Source organism: Frateuria edaphi, assembly GCF_021117405.1.
GTDB classification, from domain to species: Bacteria; Pseudomonadota; Gammaproteobacteria; order Xanthomonadales; family Rhodanobacteraceae; genus Frateuria_A; species Frateuria_A edaphi.
This window is the reverse complement of record NZ_CP088251.1, coordinates 465091-482736: the sequence shown is the minus strand read 5'-3', so window position 1 is coordinate 482736 and position 17646 is coordinate 465091. Positions and strand designations below refer to the sequence as shown.

The window sequence follows — 17646 nt, the reverse complement described above, 5'->3', positions numbered from 1 at the left end:
TATAGCACGGTGGGAGGGCAGGTACACCCCGACATGTCGCCGTAGCGTGAATCCGGGCGTGTATTGCGGACGGCCTGCGTCACAGAAACGACGAAGGCCGCCTCTTGCGGGGCGGCCTTCGCGGCAGGCGTCGGTCGGATCAGATCGCCTGGGCCGGATGCGCGTAGGAGATCGGCGAGACGGCCGGATCGTCCTTGTACACCACCTCTTCCCAAGCGGCGGGATCGGCGATCAGGGTACGCAGCAGCTTGTTGTTGAGCTCGTGGCCCGACTTGTGCGCGTGGTAGGCGCCGATCAGGCTGTGGCCGAGCAGATACAGGTCGCCGATGGCGTCCAGGATCTTGTGCTTGACGAACTCGTCCTCGTAACGGAGGCCGTCCTCGTTGAGCACGCGGTAGTCGTCCAGCACCACGGCGTTGTCCATCGAGCCGCCCAGCGCCAGGTTGTGCTCGCGCAGCATCTCGATGTCGCGCATGAAGCCGAAGGTACGCGCGCGGCTGACTTCCTTGACGAAGGAGGTCGTGGAGAAGTCGATCTCGGCGCGCGAGGTGCGCTTGGAGATGATCGGGTGGTTGAACTCGATCGAGAAGCCGACCTTGAAGCCCTCGAACGGCTCGAAGCTGGCCCACTTGTCGCCTTCCTGCACCTTGATCGGCTTCTTGATGCGGATGAAGCGCTTGGCGACGCCCTGCTCCTCGATGCCTGCCGACTGCAGCAGGAACACAAAGGGACCGGCGCTGCCGTCCATGATCGGCACTTCCGGCGCGGACAGCTCCACGATGGCGTTGTCGATGCCCAGGCCAGCCATCGCCGAGAGCAGGTGCTCGACGGTGGAGACGCGCACGTCGCCCTTGACCAGCGTGGTGGACAGCCGGGTATCGCCCACGCAATCCGGGCGCGCATGGATGTCGACCGGCGGATTGAGATCCGTACGGCGGAACACAATGCCCGTGTTCGGCGCGGCGGGGCGCAAGGTCATGTAGACCTTGTCGCCGGTGTGCAGGCCGACGCCGGTCGCACGGATGATGTTCTTGAGCGTACGCTGCTTGATCATTTTTATAGGTACCAGTGTAGGCAGCAGCCAATCAGGGGTCGGATGCTAACACAGTCTTAACCTGTGGCAATAGCAAACCGTACCGTACAGTCTGGTCGCCTCTTTAGCTTTCCTTCATACGTGACGCCGGTCACTAAGCCCGGCAATTCCCCGCCGCCTCAACCATTTACCGCGACACACCCCCTTGCGCCGGGAGGACGGGTATCCGGCGCAAGGGGGCGGACAGGCCGGCGGTTCCTTTGCCGGCCGGTGCGCGCACCGGTCCTCGGTGCGCTGCCTTCACCTCAAAATCACCATCGGACGGTCACGGAAATCACACAGGTGATAGACGCCTGGCGGGCCGCGTCATTTACTGACTCGTCGATCTGGTGTTTTGTTCAATTTTCGCAAGGGCCTCCGGTGAGTGCTATTCAGTCGGCCTGACGGCGCAAGAACGCCGGAATATCCAGATAGTCGAAGCTGGGATCGGCACCTTTGGCCGGCGGCTCGGCGCGGGTATGCGACACGACCGCCTCCGGGGCGGCATAGTCCACCACCTCATTGCCGGTGCCGGTGCGCAGCACCACCGGGCGCGGACGCTGGCGCATCTCCACCTGCTGGGTGGCCACGGCACGCGGGGCCTGGCGGGTGGCCGTCGCGCGATTGAGGCCGGTGGCGACCACGGTCACGCGCACGTCGTCCTGCATTTCCGGGTCGAGCGAGGTGCCGATCACCACGGTGGCATCTTCGCTGGCGAAGTCGTGGATGACCCGGCCGATCTCGTCGAACTCGCGCATGGTCAGGTTCGGACCGGCGGTGACGTTGACCAGGATGCCGCAGGCGCCATTGAGGTTGACGTCTTCCAGCAGCGGGTTGTTGATCGCCGCCTCGGCCGCGGCCTGGGCACGGTCGTCGCCGCGGGCGGTGCCCGAGCCCATCATGGCCATGCCCATCTCGGACATCACGGTGCGCACGTCGGCAAAATCGACGTTGATCAGGCCCGGGGCGGTGATCAGGTCGGCGATGCCCTGCACGGCGCCCTGGAGAACGTCGTTGGCGGCCTTGAAGGCATTGAGCAGCGTGACTTCGCGGCCGAGTACCGACAGCAGTTTCTCGTTCGGCACGGTGATCAGCGAATCGACGTGCTGGGACAGGTCCTCGATGCCCTTCATCGCCACCTGCATGCGGCGACGCCCCTCGAACGGGAACGGCTTGGTGACCACCGCCACGGTGAGGATGCCCTTCTCCTTGGCCAGTTGCGCCACGACCGGTGCCGCGCCGGTACCGGTGCCGCCGCCCATGCCGGCGGTGATGAACACCATGTCGGCGCCGTCGAGCATCTCCTCGATGCGCTCGCGATCCTCCAACGCGGCCTGGCGGCCGACTTCCGGATTGGCGCCCGCGCCCAGGCCCTTGGTGACATTGGCGCCTAGCTGCAGGTGGGTGCGCGAGCCGCAGTTCTTCATCGCCTGCGCGTCGGTGTTGGCGACGACGAACTCGACGCCTTCGATGTTGGCGCTCAGCATGTGTGCCACGGCGTTGCCGCCGCCGCCGCCTACGCCGATGACCTTGATGACCGCGTTGGGTGCCAGTTTTTCGATCAATTCAAACATTTCCCGTCCTCCGTAGAGCTTCGTTGTCGTTGTAACCGCGGGTCCGACGTCCTGCCGGCCTGCGGTGGTGGGCGAACCTCCATTCGCCCGCGATGGCGCTCCGCGCCATCACTTAAAAGTTCTTGGTAATCCAGCCGCGCACCTTGTCCACCAGACCGCCAACGCTGCCGCCGACCGGATGGCTGATCCGCACGCCGCCAGCGCGCGCGCCATGCAGCAACAACCCCACGCCGGTGGAATGCAGCGGGTTGGCGACCACGTCGCCGAGGCCGGTGACGTGCTGCGGCACGCCGATGCGCACCATCTTGTGGAAGATCTCCTCGGCCAGCTCCAGCGCGCCTTCCATGCGGGAGGCGCCGCCGGTCAGCACGACGCCCGCGGCGACCAGGCTGTCGTAGCCGGAGCGGCGCAGCTCGTCCTGCACCATCTCGAAGATCTCCTCGTAGCGCGCCTGCACGCTCTGCGCGAGCGACTGCCGGGCGAGCCGGCGCGGCGGGCGGTCGCCGACGCTGGGCACCTGGATCGTCTCCTCGGCGTGCGCCAGCTGCGCCAGCGCGCAGGCGTACTTGATCTTGATCTCCTCGGCATGCGCGGTCGGCGTGTGCACGCCATAGGCGATGTCGTTGGTGACCTGGTCGCCGCCGACCGGCAGCGACTTGGTGTAGCGGATCGAGCCCTGCGTATAGATGGCGATGTCCGTGGTGCCGGCGCCGATATCGACCAGGCAGACGCCCAGTTCGCGCTCGTCGTCGGTGAGCACCGACTTGGCGCTGGCCACCGCCGACGGCACCAGTTCGTCCACGGAGAGCCCGCAACGCTGGATGCACTTGGAAATGTTCTGAACCGCGGCGGCCGCGCCGGTGACCAGGTGCACGGAGGCTTCCAGGCGCACGCCGCTCATGCCGACCGGCGAACGGATACCGTCCTGGCCGTCGATGCGGTACTCCTGCGACTCCTTATAAAGGACCTTGCGATCGGCAGGGATCGCCACCGCGCTGGCCGCCTCCAGCACCTGCTCCAGGTCGCCGGGGGTGACTTCGCGGTCGCGGATCGCGGCGGTGCCGTGCGAGTTCTTGGTCTCCAGGTGGCTGCCGGAGATCGAGGCGAACACTGAGCGGATGTCGCAGCCGGCCATCAGCTCGGCCTCTTCCACCGCGCGCTGGATCGAGTGCACGGTCGATTCGATGTCCACGACCGAGCCGCGCTTCATGCCGCGCGAGACGTGCGAGCCGATGCCGATCACCTCGATCGGTTCGCCCGGCTCGTACTCGCCCACGATCGCGGTCACCTTGTTGGTGCCGATGTCCAGGCCGACGACCAGCTGCTTGTCGTTGCGCGTCTTCATAGGGTCAGGCTCATGTGCGGGGCACCCCCGCGGCAGGTGCGGCAGCGTCGGGCCAGCGCACGGCAAATCCGTTGGTGTAGCGAAGGTCGGCGTAGGCAAAGGCGGCCGGGTGGCCGGCCATCACCTGCGGGTAGACGTCGAGGAAGCGGCGCAGACGCTTGCCGGCCTGGGCGCGGTCGCCCAGCACGATCTGCGCGCCCGCTTCGGTGGTCAGGCTCCAGCTGCCGCGCTCGGACAGCGCCACGCCGGACACCTTGAGCGGCGTGCGGGTGACGGCCTTGAGCGCATCGGCATAGAACGCCACCACTTCGGGCATCTGCGCGTCCGGGCCGCGCAGGTCAGGCAGAGGCGCGGCCGGCGCGATCTTGCCGCCGTCGAACAGCACACCCTGGCGGCTGATCAGCCGGGTACCGTTCCAGCGCGCGAACGGCTGGCGTTCGTAGATGCGCAGGATCAGCGTGTCCGGCCAGCGCTTGCGCGCCTCGACCGATTCCACCCACGGCAGCGCCGCCACTGCCTGCTGCACCGAATCCAGGTCCAGCGCAAAGAAACCGTGCCCCAGGCGCGGCAGCACGGCAGCGCGAATCTCGTCGGTAGTCACGTGCTTGAACTCGGCCTGCACGGTCAGCTGCGTCACCGGCCAGCGGTCGGCAGCGAACCAGCCGCGCAGCACGCCGACGACCGGCAGCACCACCAGTGCGATGGCCAGGCACCAGGCAACGAGGCGGATGGCTCCCCTCACAAGCCCTCCCGGAAGCTGGTTTCCAGCACGCGCCAGCACACGTCCTCGTAGTCGATGCCGGCGGCCTTGGCGGCCTTGGGCACCAGCGAGTGCGAGGTCATGCCCGGTGCGGTGTTCACTTCGAGCAGGAAGTTGCGGCCCTGGCGGTCGCGCATCACGTCCACGCGGCCCCAGCCATGGCAGCCGAGCGCATCGAAGGCCTCGAGCGCCAGCGCGCGCAGTTCGTCCTCGGCCGCGCCCTCGAGGCCCGGGCAGAGGTACTGGGTGTCTTCGGCCACGTACTTGGCGTTGTAGTCGTAGAACGCGCCCTTGGGCACGATATGGATCGAGGGCATCACCTGGCGGCCGAGGATGGCGACGGTCATCTCGTCGCCCTCGATCAGGGTTTCCATCAGCAGGTCGCCCGGGTAGCGGGCGGCCAGTTGCACGGCGCTGTCGAGCTGGCTTTCCTCGAACACGCGGGTGACGCCCACGCTGGAGCCCTCGCAGGCTGGCTTGACGATCAGCGGGAAACCGACCCGTTTCGCCGCCGCGTGCACGGCATCCGCGCCGGCGCCGCGCGGCAGCGCGACGAAGGTCGGCGTAGGCAAGCCTAGCGATTGCCACACGCGCTTGGACCGCACCTTGTCCATCGACAACGCCGAGCCGAGCACGCCCGAGCCGGTGTAGGGCACGTTGAGCGATTCGAGCGCTCCCTGCAGTACGCCATCCTCGCCACCGCCGTGCTGGCCATGCAGGATGTTGAACACGCGCGCGAAGTGGCCGGCGCGCAGCGCATCGAGCAGCGCCGGGATACCGTCGATCGCATGGGCGTCGACGCCGCGGCTCTTGAGCGCGGCCAGCACGTTGCGGCCGGAATCGAGCGACACCTCGCGCTCGGCGGAGCTGCCGCCCATCACCACGGCCACGCGGCCGAACTGGGCGGGATCGGTGATCCTGGAAGGCGTGGTCCTGTTCGTCGTAGCGTTCACTTCGTAGTCCTCAGGTGACCGACCTGCGCGAGCTCCACCGCCGCCGCGCCGATGTCGCCGGCGCCGAGCAGCAGCAGGAGGTCGCCGTCGCGCAGCAGCGTCGGCAGGGTGTCCTTGAAGTCGCGCGGGTGTTCGATCAGCACCGGATCGACCTTGCCGCGCGCGCGCACGGCGCGAGCCAGCGCGCGGCCATCGGCGCCGGCGATCGGCGCTTCGCCGGCCGGGTACACCTCGGTCAGCACCAGCACGTCAGCCTCGGCCAGCACGTTGGCGAAGTCGTCCAGCAGGTCACGCGTACGGCTGTAGCGGTGCGGCTGGAAGCCGACCACCAGGCGCCGGTCCGGCCAGCCGCCGCGGGCGGCCGCGAACACGGCGGCCAGTTCGCGCGGGTGGTGACCGTAGTCGTCCACCAGCAGCGCGCTGCCCTGCTCCAGCTTCAACTCGCCGCGGCGGTGGAAGCGCCGACCGACGCCCTGGAAATTCTCCAGCGCGCGAGCGATCGCCTCGGCTTCGACTCCCAGCTGCCAGCCGATCGTGGCGGCTGCCAGCGCGTTGAGCACGTTGTGCTGGCCCGGCAGGTTGAGCGTGACCGGCAGTGGTTCGGCGCGGCCGGGCAGCTGCAGGTCGAACAGCATCTGGAAGCCGCTCTGGCGCACGTTGATCGCGCGCACGTCGGCGTCGGTCGCGCGGATGCCGTAGGTCATCACGCGGCGCGTGGTGCCCTTCGCCAGTTTCGCCACTTCCTCGTCGTCCACGCAGAGCACGGCCAGGCCGTAGAACGGCAGGCGGTGCAGGAAATCGGCGAAGGCCTTCTTCACCTGGGCGAAATCGCCGCCGTAGTTCTCCAGGTGATCGGCGTCGATGTTGGTGACGGCGGCGATCACCGGCGAGAGCAGCAGGAACGAGCCGTCGGACTCGTCGGCCTCGGCGACCAGATACTGGCCGGTGCCCAAGCGCGCGTTGGCGCCGGCGGCGTTGAGCTGGCCGCCGATCACGAACGTCGGATCGTAATTGGCTTCCGCCAGCACACTGGCGACCAGGCTGGTCGTGGTGGTCTTGCCGTGCGTGCCGGCGATGGCGACGCCACGGCGGAAGCGCATCAGCTCGCCCAGCATCTCCGCGCGCGGGATCACCGGGATGCGCGCGGCACGCGCGGCGACCAGTTCCGGGTTGTCCTGGCGGATGGCGCTCGAGGTCACCACTACGTCGGCGTCGCCCACGTGCGCGGCCTCGTGGCCGATGCGCACGTCGATGCCGAGCGCGGCCAGCCGTTGCGCGGTGGGCGAGTTGGCCTTGTCCGAACCGGACACGGCGTAGCCCAGGTTGTGCAGCACCTCGGCGATGCCGCTCATGCCCACGCCGCCGATGCCGATGAAATGCACGCGGCGGAAGGTGGTCATCAGGTCTTCGTGCGCGAGCAGGCGGCGCGGCGTCATGCGGCCACCTCCAGGCAAGCGCGGGCAATCGTTGCGGCCGCGTCGGGCTTGGCTTGCGTGCGCGCAGCTTCCGCCATCGCGGTCAGCTGGCGGCGGTCGGCGAGCAGCGCGGCAAGGCGCTGCGCCAGTTTCTCTACGTCCAAATCACGTTCCTGGATCAATTCGGCGGCGCCCGCTTCCACCAGCGCCTGCGCGTTGCCGGTCTGGTGGTCGTCGACCGCATAGGGGAAAGGCACCAGCACGGCGCCCAGGCCCGCGGCGGTAAGCTCGGCGATCGTCAGCGCGCCGGCACGGCACACGGCGAGGTCGGCCCAGCCGTAGGCGGCGGCCATGTCTTCGATGAATGGCACCACGTCGGCCTCGACTCCCGCCTGTGCATAAGCCGCGCGCGCCTCGTCGAGCCCGCGGCTTCCGCACTGGTGGCGCACGACCGGGCGCTGGTCGATGGGGATCAGAGCCAGCGCCTGCGGCAACGCGAGGTTGAGCGCACGCGCGCCGAGACTGCCGCCCAGCACCAGCAATTGCGATCGGCCGCTGCGTGTGGCGAAACGCTCCGCCGGCGGCGGCAGTGCCGCGATACTGGCGCGCACCGGGTTACCTACCCATTCGCCGTTCGGGAGCGCATCGGCGAAACCAGCCAGCACGCGCCTCGCGAAACCGGCGAGCTTGCGGTTGGTGTAGCCCGCAACGCGGTTCTGCTCGTGGACCAGCAGCGGCGTTGCGGTGATCCGCGCCGCCACCCCGCCGGGACCGGCGACGTAGCCACCCATCGACAACACACTGCGCGGGCGTACCCGACGCAACACGCGAAGAGAGGCGAACAGAGCGCGCGCCAGCATCAGGGGTGCCAGCAGTCGGGTCTTCAAGCCCTTGCCGCGCAGGCCGCCGACCGCGACGGTGTGCAACTCGATGCCGTGGGCCGGCACCACGCGCGTCTCCATCCCGCCGGCCGCGCCCAGCCAGGCCACCGGGATGCCCTGCGCGCGCAGCACGTCGGCCACGGCCAGGCCCGGAAAAATGTGGCCGCCGGTTCCCCCGGCCATGATCAGCACGGGACGGTCCGCGCTCATGCGGCCACCGCCTCGCGCTCGCGCGGCGGTGCCACCGCGGCGTTCGCGTCCGCCACGGCCATCGCAGGCATGCGCGTGGCCATCTGCCGCGCGTCCAGCGCGCGGTTGATCTCGAAGGTGGCGCGCAGCAGCACGCCGGCCATGGCGCAGGTCATCAGCACCGACGAGCCGCCCGAGCTGATCAGCGGCAGGGTCAGACCCTTGGTCGGCAGCGCGCCGAGGTTCACTCCGATCGACACCATCGCCTGCAAGCCCAGCATCAGCGAGATGCCGAAGGCCACGTAGCCGGCGAAGCGCTGGCCTACTTCCACGCCCTTGAGGCCGAGATACAGACCGCGCCCGACCGCGGTGGCGAACAGCCCGATCACCAGCGCGATGCCCGCCAGGCCGAGTTCCTCGCCGATCACTGCCAGGATGAAGTCGGTGTGCGCCTCGGGCAGGTAGGAAAGCTTGAGCACGCTCGATCCCAGGCCCACGCCGGTCCATTCGCCACGGCCGATCGCCATCAGCGACTGGGTCAACTGGAAACCATCGTTGAACGGGTCCTTCCACGGGTCCATGAACGAGGTCAGCCGCTTCATGCGGTAGCTCTCGCTGGTCGCCGCGACGACGAGCGCCGGCATCAGCGGCAGGCCCATCAGGAACAGGTACAGCGGTCGCGCGCCGCCCAGCCAGACCATGCCGATGGTGACCGCGATCACCAGCGTGGCCGAGCCGAAGTCCGGCTGAGCTAGCAGCAGCAACACGATGACGCCGGCCACGATGATCGGTCGCAGCAGGCCCCAGAACTTCGTTTCGACGCTCTCGCGGTGGCGCACCAGGAAGCTCGCCACGTAGACGACCAGGATCAGCTTCACCGCCTCGACTGGCTGAAAACTGAGCACGATGAAGTTGAGCCAGCGCCGCGCGCCGTTGATGCGCATGCCCAGGTGCGGCACGAACACCGCCAGCAGCATGACGCCGCCGACCAGCAGCAGCGGGAAGGCGTACTTCTCCACCTGCTTCAGCTCGGTGCGCATCGCGATGCCGGCAAGCCCCAGTCCGAGCGCCAGATAGAACAGGTGCTTCTTCAGGTAATAGAACGCACCGATGTGCTGGCTGTCGGCCACCGCGATCGAGCTGGAGGTGACCATGACCACGCCCATGCTGGCCAGCCCGACGAGCGCGACCAGCAACGGCAGGTCGAAGCTGCCGCGCGGCCCGTTCCGCTTGATCGCCTGGCTGGTACCGAAGCCGAACATGGGTCAGCGCACCTTCAACGTGGCAAGGCCGATCAGCACCAGCACGACGCTGATGATCCAGAAGCGCACGATCACCCGCGGCTCGGGCCAGCCCTTGAGCTCGAAGTGATGGTGGATCGGCGCCATGCGGAAGATGCGCTTGCCGGTGAGCTTGAAACTCGCCACCTGCAACATCACCGACACCGTCTCCAGCACGAACACGCCGCCCATCACGATCAGCACGATTTCCTGGCGCACGATCACCGCCACGCAGGCCAGCGCCGCACCGATGGCCAGCGCGCCGACGTCGCCCATGAAGACCTGCGCCGGATAGGTGTTGAACCAGAGGAAACCCAGGCCCGCGCCGGCCAAAGCCCCGCAAAAAATGGAGAGCTCGCCCGCGCCGGGAATCGAGGGGATGCCCAGGTATTCGGAGAACACCTTGTTGCCGGCGAGGTAGGCGAACACGCCGAGCGCCCCGGACACCAGCACCGAGGGCATGATCGCCAGGCCATCCAGGCCGTCGGTGAGGTTCACCGCATTGGAGAAGCCGACCACCATGAAGTAGGCGACCACCACGAACAGCACGCCCAGCGGCAATGCCACCTGCTTGAACAGCGGCACGTACAGCGCGGTCTCGGCCGGGAGCTGGGCCGTCTTGAAGAGGAACAGCGCCGCCGCCAGCCCGAACACCGACTGCCAGAAATATTTCCAGCGCGAGGCCAGCCCGCGGCTGTCCTTGAGCACCAGTTTCTTGTAGTCGTCATAGAAGCCGATCACGCCGAAGGCGATCAGTACGGCCAACACGATCCACACGTAGCGGTTGTGCAGGTCGGCCCACAACAGCGTAGCGATCGCGATCGCCAGCAGGATCATCACACCGCCCATCGTCGGCGTGCCGGCCTTGACCAGGTGCGTCTGCGGGCCGTCGCTGCGCACCACCTGCCCGGCCTTGAGGGCGGCCAGCCGCATGATCAGGCCCGGACCCAGCAGCAGCGACATCGCCAGCGCGGTGAGCGCGGCCATGATCGTGCGGAAGGTGATGTACTGGAAAAGGTGCAGGGCGGTGAAGTGCCGTGCCATCCAGTCGGCCAGCTCAAGCAGCATCGACAGGGCCTCCGGAGGCGTGGGTTTGTTCTTTGAGTAAGGACACGACCTGCTCCATGCCGGCCGAGCGTGAACCCTTGACGATGCAGGTCACGCCCGCGTGCAGCTGGCGTGCCAGCGACGCGGCCAGCGCGGCCTTGTCGGCGTGGTGTTCGCTGCCGCTGCCGAAGGCCTTGGCCGCGCCTGCGCTCAGCGGCCCGACCGCGAACAGCCGGTCGATGCCAGCCGCCTTCGCGCGCGCGCCGATGCTTTCGTGCAGCGCGCGCGCGTCGGCGCCGAGCTCGGCCATGTCGCCGAGCACCAGCCAGCGCTCGCCGGTGGCCAGCGCCAGCGTGTCGATCGCCGCGGCCACGGAGCCGGGGTTGGCGTTGTAACTGTCGTCGATCAACGTCCAGCCACCCGGCATCGCCTCGCTGCGCAGCCGCCCAGCCACGCCAGGCACGTGCTGCAGGCCGGCGACGATGGTCGCCAGCGGCACGTCCAGCGCCAGCGCGATCGAGGCGGCCGCCAGCGCATTGGCGATGTTGTGGCGCCCGGCCAGCGGCAGCGCCACCTCGGCCTCGCCCTCGGGCGTGCGCAGCAGGAAGCGCGAACCGTCCACGCGCTGCTCCAGGATGGTCGCGCCCACGTCGACGTGGCCGTCCAGGCCGAAATGCAGCGTCGCGCGCGAACCGGCCAGGCCTTCGAAGAAGCCGGCGAAGGCATCGTCGGCATTGATGATCGCCACGCCGTCGGCCGGAAGCGCCTGGTATAGCGCGCCCTTGGTTTCGGCCACGCCCTCCAGACTGCGCATCCGCTCAAGGTGCGCCGGCGCGATGGTGTTGACGAGGCCGATATCGGGCCGCGCGATGGCGGCGAGGTAGGCGATGTCGCCGGGCTTGCCGGCGCCCATTTCGAGCACCGCGTATTCGGTGTCGGCGGGCATCGCCAGCAGCGTCAGCGGCAGTCCCAGTTCGTTGTTGTAGTTGCCCGCGTTGACGTGTGTGCGGCCGTGGCGCGAAAGGATCGAGGCGGTCAGCGTCTTGACCGTCGTCTTGCCGTTGGAACCGGTGATGCCGACCACGCGCACGTCGCGCTGTGCGCGCACCGCGCTGGCGAGGTCGCCGAGCGCAGCCTGGGTGTCGTTGACCAGCACCTGCGGCAGGTCGACGTCCACGCGGCGCGTGACCAGCGCCGCGGCAGCACCGCGCAGCGCGGCCTCGCGCACGAAGTCGTGGCCGTCGACGCGCTCGCCCTTGATCGCCACGAACAGCTCACCCGCCTGCAGTCGGCGGGTATCGATCGCCACCCCATCCACCTGGAGGTCGGCGCCGAGCAGGCGCCCGTGTGTCCATACCGCGATTTCGGAGAGGCGCATCATGCGTGGTTCTCCCTGGCCGGTTGCGCAAGGGCGGCGCGGGCGACAGCGAGATCGTCGAACGGACGCTTGCCGGCAGCACCTTCCTGGTAGGTTTCGTGACCCTTGCCGGCGATCAGCACGACGTCGTCCGCGCCGGCCTGGGCGATGGCCGTGCCGATCGCGGCGGCGCGGTCGCGCTCGATCGCGGCCGGACGCCGCATGCCGGCGCGGATCTGCGCCACGATGGCGTCGCCGTCCTCGCCACGCGGGTTGTCGTCGGTGACGATCGCCACGTCGGCCAGGCGCTCGGCAATCGCGCCCATCTGCGGACGCTTGCCCGCATCACGCTCGCCGCCGCAGCCGAAGACGCAAATGAGGCGGCCGGCGCAATGCGCACGCAGCGCGGTGAGCGCCTGCTCCAGCGCATCGGGTGTGTGCGCGTAGTCGACCACTACCAGCGGGTGCCGGCCATCGCCGCCGAGGCGATTCATGCGGCCGTTGACCGGCGTGAGCGTCTGGATTACCTCGACGATGCGTGCGAACGGCTCGCCCAGTGCCCCGAGGCAGGCCACCACGGCGAGCAGGTTGGCCACGTTGAAGCCGCCGAGCAACGCGCTGCGGATTGCATGCGCGCCCCAGGGCGTAATGAGCTGGAAGGCCAGGCCCTCGGCGGAGGTCACGATGGCCTGGGCACCGACGTCGGCGGCGCCCACGATGCTGGTGCGCAGTACGCGCACGCCGACCGGCAGGCGATCGGCCAGGGCGCAGCCGAACGCGTCGTCCACGTTGATCGCGGCCGCCTTCAAACCCGGCCAGGCGAACAGCTTGGCCTTGGCGGCGCCGTAGGCCTCCATCGTGCCGTGGTAGTCGAGATGGTCGCGGGTCAGGTTGGTGAAAGCCGCGACCTCGAAACCCACCGCACCCACCCGGCCTTGCTCCAGGGCATGCGAGGAGACCTCCATCGCCACGTGCGTCGCACCCCGGTCGCGGAACCGTGCGAGCAGGCGCTGCACGCTGATCGCATCCGGCGTAGTGCGCTCGCCTTCGTCCAGCGCGCCATACAGGCCGGCGCCGAGAGTGCCGATGCTCGCGGCGGTGCAGCCAAGTCGCGACAGGGCCTGGGTAATGAGCTGCACGGTCGAGGTCTTGCCGTTGGTGCCGGTGACGCCGACGATGCGCAACGCGCGCGAGGGGTGGTCGTAGAAGCGCGCGGCGATCTCGCCCAGGCGCGCGTGCAGGTCGTCGATCCACAGCACCGGCACGCCGGGCGTGAAGCCGGGGACCGCCGGCGCCTCCGCGAGCACCAGCGCGGCGCCGCGCGCCACTGCCTCGGCGGCGAAGGCGATGCCATGCGTGCGGGTGCCGGACAATGCGATGAAAGCTTCACCGGGACGCACCTGGCGCGAGTCCAGGCTCAGTCCGCAAATACGAAGATCGCCGAGCGCACCCGCGTCGGCGAAACCATCGAGCAGATCAGCGAGGAGGCGCGTGGTCACGGCTCGTCCTCGACAGGTGCGTCGTCGATCGGCGGATCGACCGGCGGTTTGCTGCCGGCCAAGCCATTCGGGCTCATCAACGGCCCGCCGGCGTACCAGCGCCCGATGTTGTCCGGCGGCACGTCGAGCAGGCGCAGCGCCCCTTCCATGACGCGCGCGAACACCGGCGCTGAAACCATGCCGCCGTAGTAACTGCGCTTCTGCGGGTCGTCGATGATCACTACGCCGACCAGCCGGGGGTTGCTCGCCGGCACCAGGCCGGCGAAGGCGGCGGTGTAGTTGTTGCGCGAATAGCCGCCGGCAGCGGCCTTGTGCGCCGTGCCGGTCTTGCCGGCCACGATGTAATTGGCGATGCGTGCGGTGGTGGCGGTGCCGCCCGGGGCGGTAACCGTTTCCATCATCCGCACGATCTCGTCGGCGACCTGCCGCGACACGATCGCCTTGGCTTCGTTGTCGGCGTCCTTGATGAAACTGGGCGAATGCATGACGCCGTGGTCGCCCAGCGTGGCGTACGCATTGGCCAGTTGCAGCGGCGTCACGTTCAGGCCGTAGCCGTAGCCCATGATCGCCTGTTCCAGCGGACGCCAGTCGCGACCGATGCGCAGCAGGCCCGAGGACTCGCCTGGAAAGCCGCTGCTGGTGCTGTTGCCGAAACCGAACGCGCGGTACGTGTTGTACATGAGCGCGGTGTCGAGCGTCATGGCGATGCGCGCGGCGCCGACGTTGCTCGATTTGGTGATCACGCCGGTGGGCGTGAGCAGGCCGTAGTTGTGCGTGTCGTGGATGTCGTGACCCTGGAAGTACCAGTGGCCGCCGGTGGTGTCGATCAGCGGGCTGGTCGGCGTGTACTTGCCGCTGGAGAGCGCCGCGGCCATGAGCACCGGCTTGATCGTCGAGCCGGGCTCGATCAGGTCCGTGACGGCACGGTTGCGCCGGTCGGAGAACTTGCTGCCGGACAACGAGTTGGGGTTGTAGGTCGGCAGGTTGACCATCGCCAGCACTTCGCCGGTCGGCACGTCCAGGATCACCATCGACCCGGAGGACGCATCGAACTCGGTCAGCGCGTTCTTCAGCTCGTTGTAGGCCAGGAACTGGATGCGCCGGTCGATGCTGAGCATGAGGCTCTTGCCCGGCTTGGGCTCGCGCACCTGCTCGACATCCTCGACCACGTGCCCCATGCGGTCGCGGATGACCCGCTTGGCGCCCGGCTTGCCGGAAAGCCAATCGTCGAAGGCAAGCTCGAGCCCTTCCTGGCCATGGTCGTCGATGTTGGTGAAGCCGAGCACGTGCGCGGTTACTTCGCCCGACGGGTAGTAACGGCGGTACTCGCGCTGCGCATTGATGCCCGGGATGTCCAGGTCGAGCACGGCTTCGGCTGCTTCCGGCGGCATCTGCCGGCGCAGGTAGACGAACTCGCGGTCGGCGCGCTGCGCCAGGCGCTCCTTGAGCTCGCCCGCGTCCACGCCGAGCGCGGCGGCCAGGTCGGGAATGCGGTCGGCGCTCTCCAGCACCTGCGGCGGGTTCGCCCAGATCGACATCACCGGGGTGGACACCGCCAGCGGCTCGCCGTTGCGATCGAAGATGGTGCCGCGCGACACCGGGATCTTCACTTCGCGCAGGAAACGCGCGTCGCCCTGGTCCTGGTAGAACTGCTTGCGCATTACCTGCAGGTCGAACGCGCGTGCGACCAGCCCCAGCGAGGCCAGCGACAGCACGCCGACCACCAGCAGCATGCGCTTGCGCACGCTGGGGCCGGCGCCACGGCGGCGGCCGGCGGAAGGTTGCGGGAGCGGGCGGCGCAGGCTCATCGGCGCACCAGCTGGATGTCCTGCGGCCTGGGCGTGACCATGCCGAGCTTGCTGCGCGCCTCTTCATCGATGCGTCGCGGTTCGGCCCAGGTCGCCTGCTCCAGTTCGAGCCGACCGTACTCGACGTTGAGTTCGTCGCGCTGGTTCTGCAGGCGGGTCAGGTCGACGAACAGCACGCGGCTCTCGTGGCGCGTCCACACCACGCCGATTGCGCTGGCCAGCACGGCCAGCAGCAGGATCACGAGCGTGACGCCGCCGAGCGCCCTCATGCGAGTTTCTCCGCCACGCGAAGCACCGCCGAGCGGGCCCGTGGGTTGACCGCCAGCTCCTCGTCGGACGGGAAGCGCGCCTTGCCCACCGCTGCCAGCCGGGCTGGCCTGGCAGCCACCGGCGGGCCGCGCCGGCTGCCCTGCACGCGGCCGGAGTGGTCGCGGATGAACTGCTTGACCGCGCGGTCCTCCAGCGAGTGGAAGCTGATCACCGAAAGCCGCCCACCGACCTTGAGCCGCTCCAGCGCCGCATCAAGGCCGCGCTGCACGGCATCGAGCTCGCCGTTCACGCGGATGCGCAGGGCCTGGAAGCTGCGCGTGGCCGGGTGCTTGCCCGGCTCGCGGCGACCGATGGTGCGCTCGATCAGCGCAGCCAGTTCGCCGGTGCGCGCGATCGGCGACTCGGCACGACGCGCCACGATGGCTCGGGCGATCTTGCGGCTGAAGCGCTCCTCGCCGAAGGTCCACAACACGTCGGCGATCTCGTGCTCGTCGGCCCGGGCAAGGAACTCCGCCGCGCTCTCGCCCTGGGTAGTGTCCATGCGCATGTCCAGCGGCGCATCGGCCATGAAGCTGAAGCCGCGCTCGGCTTCGTCCAGCTGCGGCGAGGAGACGCCGAGGTCGAGCAACACGCCGTCGAGGCCGGCGGCGGTCTCGTCCCATTCGGCGAGCTCGGCGAAGTTGCCGTGGCGGATCGACACGCGTGGATCGCCGGCAAACGCTTCGCGGGCCGCGGCGATCGCGGCGGGGTCGCGGTCCATCAGCAGCAGGCGGCCGTCGGGCCCCAGGCGCGACAGCACCGCGCGTGCGTGACCGCCGCGCCCGAAGGTGCCATCCAGATACCGCCCGCCTGCCTGCACGGCTAGGCCCTCCACCGCTTCGCCCAGCATCACCGGGATGTGCCGCAACTCGGCCACGCCGCACCCTCCCGTCCCGTATTCGTTCCGCACCGAAGCCCGCGCCTTACAGGCGCAGGTCCGCCATGTCGTCAGTGATGTCGTCTTCGCCGAGGGTCTGGCGGATCTTGGCCAGGTGGGCCTGTTCGCTCCACAGCTCGAACTTGTTGCCCATGCCCAGCAGCACCGCCTTCTTCTCGATGCCGGCGGCGCCACGCTGGCTGGCCGGCAGCAGGATGCGCGAGGCGCCATCCGGCTCAACCACGGTCGCCGCACCCACCAGCTTCATCTGCAGGTTACGGTGGGACGCCTTGACCATCGGCAGCGCATTGACCTGGTCGCGCACCGTTTCCCACTCGGCGTAGGGGTAGATCCACAGGCAGCCCATTTCGAACGGGCTGTAGGTGACCACCAGACGATTGGCGCACTCGCCCGCGACCAGCTCCCGATACGCAGTCGGGATGGCCAGTCGGCCCTTGTCGTCAACGGTGATGGCGGTTTCGCCCTGGAACACCCGTGCGGACTCCACTGATTCCCACGATTTCACACAGGGTCCCACGATACGTCTCGCCTTTTGAGACGTCAAGGGAATTTTGCTTGCGAATCAAAGAGAAAGGCGGAAGTGTGGACGTATTTCCAGCCGTTTCAGAGGAAGGTCTGCAAGGTGGTTGAAAGCAAGGGGTTTTTCCGAACAGGATGTGAGGCACGTCACGGGCGTTTCGCTACCCGGACAGCCTGGACATGAACTGCCGTTCAGGGCCCGGACCGGGGCGCCCGTAGGGGCGGCTGGCATGCATCCACCCGGGCGCCACCGCGTCGCCACCACCGGGTGGAACGAAAAGGGCCAGGGCGGCGCAATCTTCCGCGCCACCCTGGCCCTTCCCTGGCGGCGCGCCCGAAGCGCGCCGCCGCAAGAGGCGGAGCCGGCCTGTAAGCCGGGTTCTGTACGTCTTGCGACGCGACAGTCATTCCTCTCGGCCAGGCGTCACCGCCTGGCTCCAGCGACCTACCCGGGAACAACGCGGGCCGCGTTATCGTTCCCCTATTCGGTCTTGCTCCGGGTGGGGTTTACCGTGCCGTGCGACGTTGTCCCCGCACGCGGTGCGCTCTTACCGCACCCTTTCACCCTTACCTGATCCTCTTGCGAGGCCATCGGCGGTCTGCTCTCTGTTGCACTGGCCGTCAGCTCGCGCTGCCCAGGCGTTACCTGGCACCCTGCCCTGTGGAGCCCGGACTTTCCTCGACGCACTTGCGGTGCGACGCGACTGTCCGGCCGACTCCGCGAGCCATTGTAATGGGCC

Annotated in this window: 15 protein-coding genes and 1 other RNA gene; all 16 read right to left on the bottom strand. The window is 68.6% G+C overall.

All coding sequences use genetic code 11. The features are described from left to right. Nucleotides 1–139: 139 nt before the first annotated feature. A complete protein-coding gene (gene lpxC / locus LQ772_RS02115; protein WP_231323559.1) occupies nucleotides 140–1054 on the bottom strand; it encodes a UDP-3-O-acyl-N-acetylglucosamine deacetylase in 915 nt (304 codons plus the stop codon). A 410-nt stretch (nucleotides 1055–1464) separates the two neighbouring features. Further along, nucleotides 1465–2646 carry a cell division protein FtsZ gene (ftsZ, locus tag LQ772_RS02110; protein WP_231323557.1) on the bottom strand — a complete coding sequence of 394 codons (1182 nt, stop codon included), beginning with the start codon at nucleotides 2644–2646 and terminating at the stop codon, nucleotides 1465–1467. 112 nt (nucleotides 2647–2758) lie between these two features. Next, nucleotides 2759–3991 (bottom strand): cell division protein FtsA, encoded by a 1233-nt coding sequence (gene ftsA / locus LQ772_RS02105; protein WP_231323555.1) that lies wholly within the window; start codon nucleotides 3989–3991, stop codon nucleotides 2759–2761. Nucleotides 3992–4001: 10 nt separating this feature from the next. Next, nucleotides 4002–4733 (bottom strand): cell division protein FtsQ/DivIB, encoded by a 732-nt coding sequence (locus tag LQ772_RS02100; RefSeq protein WP_231323553.1) that lies wholly within the window; start codon nucleotides 4731–4733, stop codon nucleotides 4002–4004. Next, nucleotides 4730–5629 (bottom strand): D-alanine--D-alanine ligase, encoded by a 900-nt coding sequence (locus LQ772_RS02095; protein ID WP_231325844.1) that lies wholly within the window; start codon nucleotides 5627–5629, stop codon nucleotides 4730–4732. The genes LQ772_RS02100 and LQ772_RS02095 overlap by 4 nt, the downstream gene beginning before the upstream one ends. A 71-nt stretch (nucleotides 5630–5700) precedes the next feature. After that, the gene (gene murC / locus LQ772_RS02090) at nucleotides 5701–7140 is read right to left on the bottom strand and encodes a UDP-N-acetylmuramate--L-alanine ligase (protein WP_231323551.1); all 1440 of its coding nucleotides are present in this window, start codon (nucleotides 7138–7140) and stop codon (nucleotides 5701–5703) included. Beyond that, a complete protein-coding gene (gene murG, locus LQ772_RS02085; RefSeq protein ID WP_231323549.1) occupies nucleotides 7137–8210 on the bottom strand; it encodes an undecaprenyldiphospho-muramoylpentapeptide beta-N-acetylglucosaminyltransferase in 1074 nt (357 codons plus the stop codon). Before murG ends, murC begins: the two co-directional genes overlap by 4 nt. Beyond that, nucleotides 8207–9451 carry a putative lipid II flippase FtsW gene (gene ftsW, locus LQ772_RS02080; protein ID WP_231323547.1) on the bottom strand — a complete coding sequence of 415 codons (1245 nt, stop codon included), beginning with the start codon at nucleotides 9449–9451 and terminating at the stop codon, nucleotides 8207–8209. Before ftsW ends, murG begins: the two co-directional genes overlap by 4 nt. A 3-nt stretch (nucleotides 9452–9454) precedes the next feature. Beyond that, nucleotides 9455–10537, bottom strand: coding sequence for a phospho-N-acetylmuramoyl-pentapeptide-transferase (mraY, locus tag LQ772_RS02075; RefSeq protein ID WP_231323545.1), 1083 nt, complete (start codon nucleotides 10535–10537; stop codon nucleotides 9455–9457). Continuing rightward, on the bottom strand, nucleotides 10527–11897 hold the full coding sequence (locus tag LQ772_RS02070) for a UDP-N-acetylmuramoyl-tripeptide--D-alanyl-D-alanine ligase (RefSeq protein ID WP_231323543.1): 1371 nt from the start codon (nucleotides 11895–11897) through the stop codon (nucleotides 10527–10529). Before LQ772_RS02070 ends, mraY begins: the two co-directional genes overlap by 11 nt. Then, nucleotides 11894–13372 (bottom strand): UDP-N-acetylmuramoyl-L-alanyl-D-glutamate--2,6-diaminopimelate ligase, encoded by a 1479-nt coding sequence (locus LQ772_RS02065; RefSeq protein WP_231323541.1) that lies wholly within the window; start codon nucleotides 13370–13372, stop codon nucleotides 11894–11896. The genes LQ772_RS02070 and LQ772_RS02065 overlap by 4 nt, the downstream gene beginning before the upstream one ends. Continuing rightward, nucleotides 13369–15180: a peptidoglycan D,D-transpeptidase FtsI family protein gene (locus LQ772_RS02060; RefSeq protein WP_231323539.1), complete on the bottom strand. Its 1812-nt coding sequence runs from the start codon at nucleotides 15178–15180 to the stop codon at nucleotides 13369–13371. The genes LQ772_RS02065 and LQ772_RS02060 overlap by 4 nt, the downstream gene beginning before the upstream one ends. Then, a complete protein-coding gene (gene ftsL / locus LQ772_RS02055) occupies nucleotides 15177–15449 on the bottom strand; it encodes a cell division protein FtsL (RefSeq protein ID WP_231323537.1) in 273 nt (90 codons plus the stop codon). The genes LQ772_RS02060 and ftsL overlap by 4 nt, the downstream gene beginning before the upstream one ends. Further along, nucleotides 15446–16366 carry a 16S rRNA (cytosine(1402)-N(4))-methyltransferase RsmH gene (gene rsmH, locus LQ772_RS02050; protein WP_231323535.1) on the bottom strand — a complete coding sequence of 307 codons (921 nt, stop codon included), beginning with the start codon at nucleotides 16364–16366 and terminating at the stop codon, nucleotides 15446–15448. Before rsmH ends, ftsL begins: the two co-directional genes overlap by 4 nt. 46 nt (nucleotides 16367–16412) lie before the next feature. Continuing rightward, nucleotides 16413–16859 (bottom strand): division/cell wall cluster transcriptional repressor MraZ, encoded by a 447-nt coding sequence (mraZ, locus tag LQ772_RS02045; RefSeq protein WP_231325842.1) that lies wholly within the window; start codon nucleotides 16857–16859, stop codon nucleotides 16413–16415. A gap of 401 nt (nucleotides 16860–17260) precedes the next feature. Beyond that, nucleotides 17261–17626, bottom strand: an RNA gene (gene rnpB, locus LQ772_RS02040) — RNase P RNA component class A. Between the last annotated feature and the right edge of the window lie 20 nt (nucleotides 17627–17646).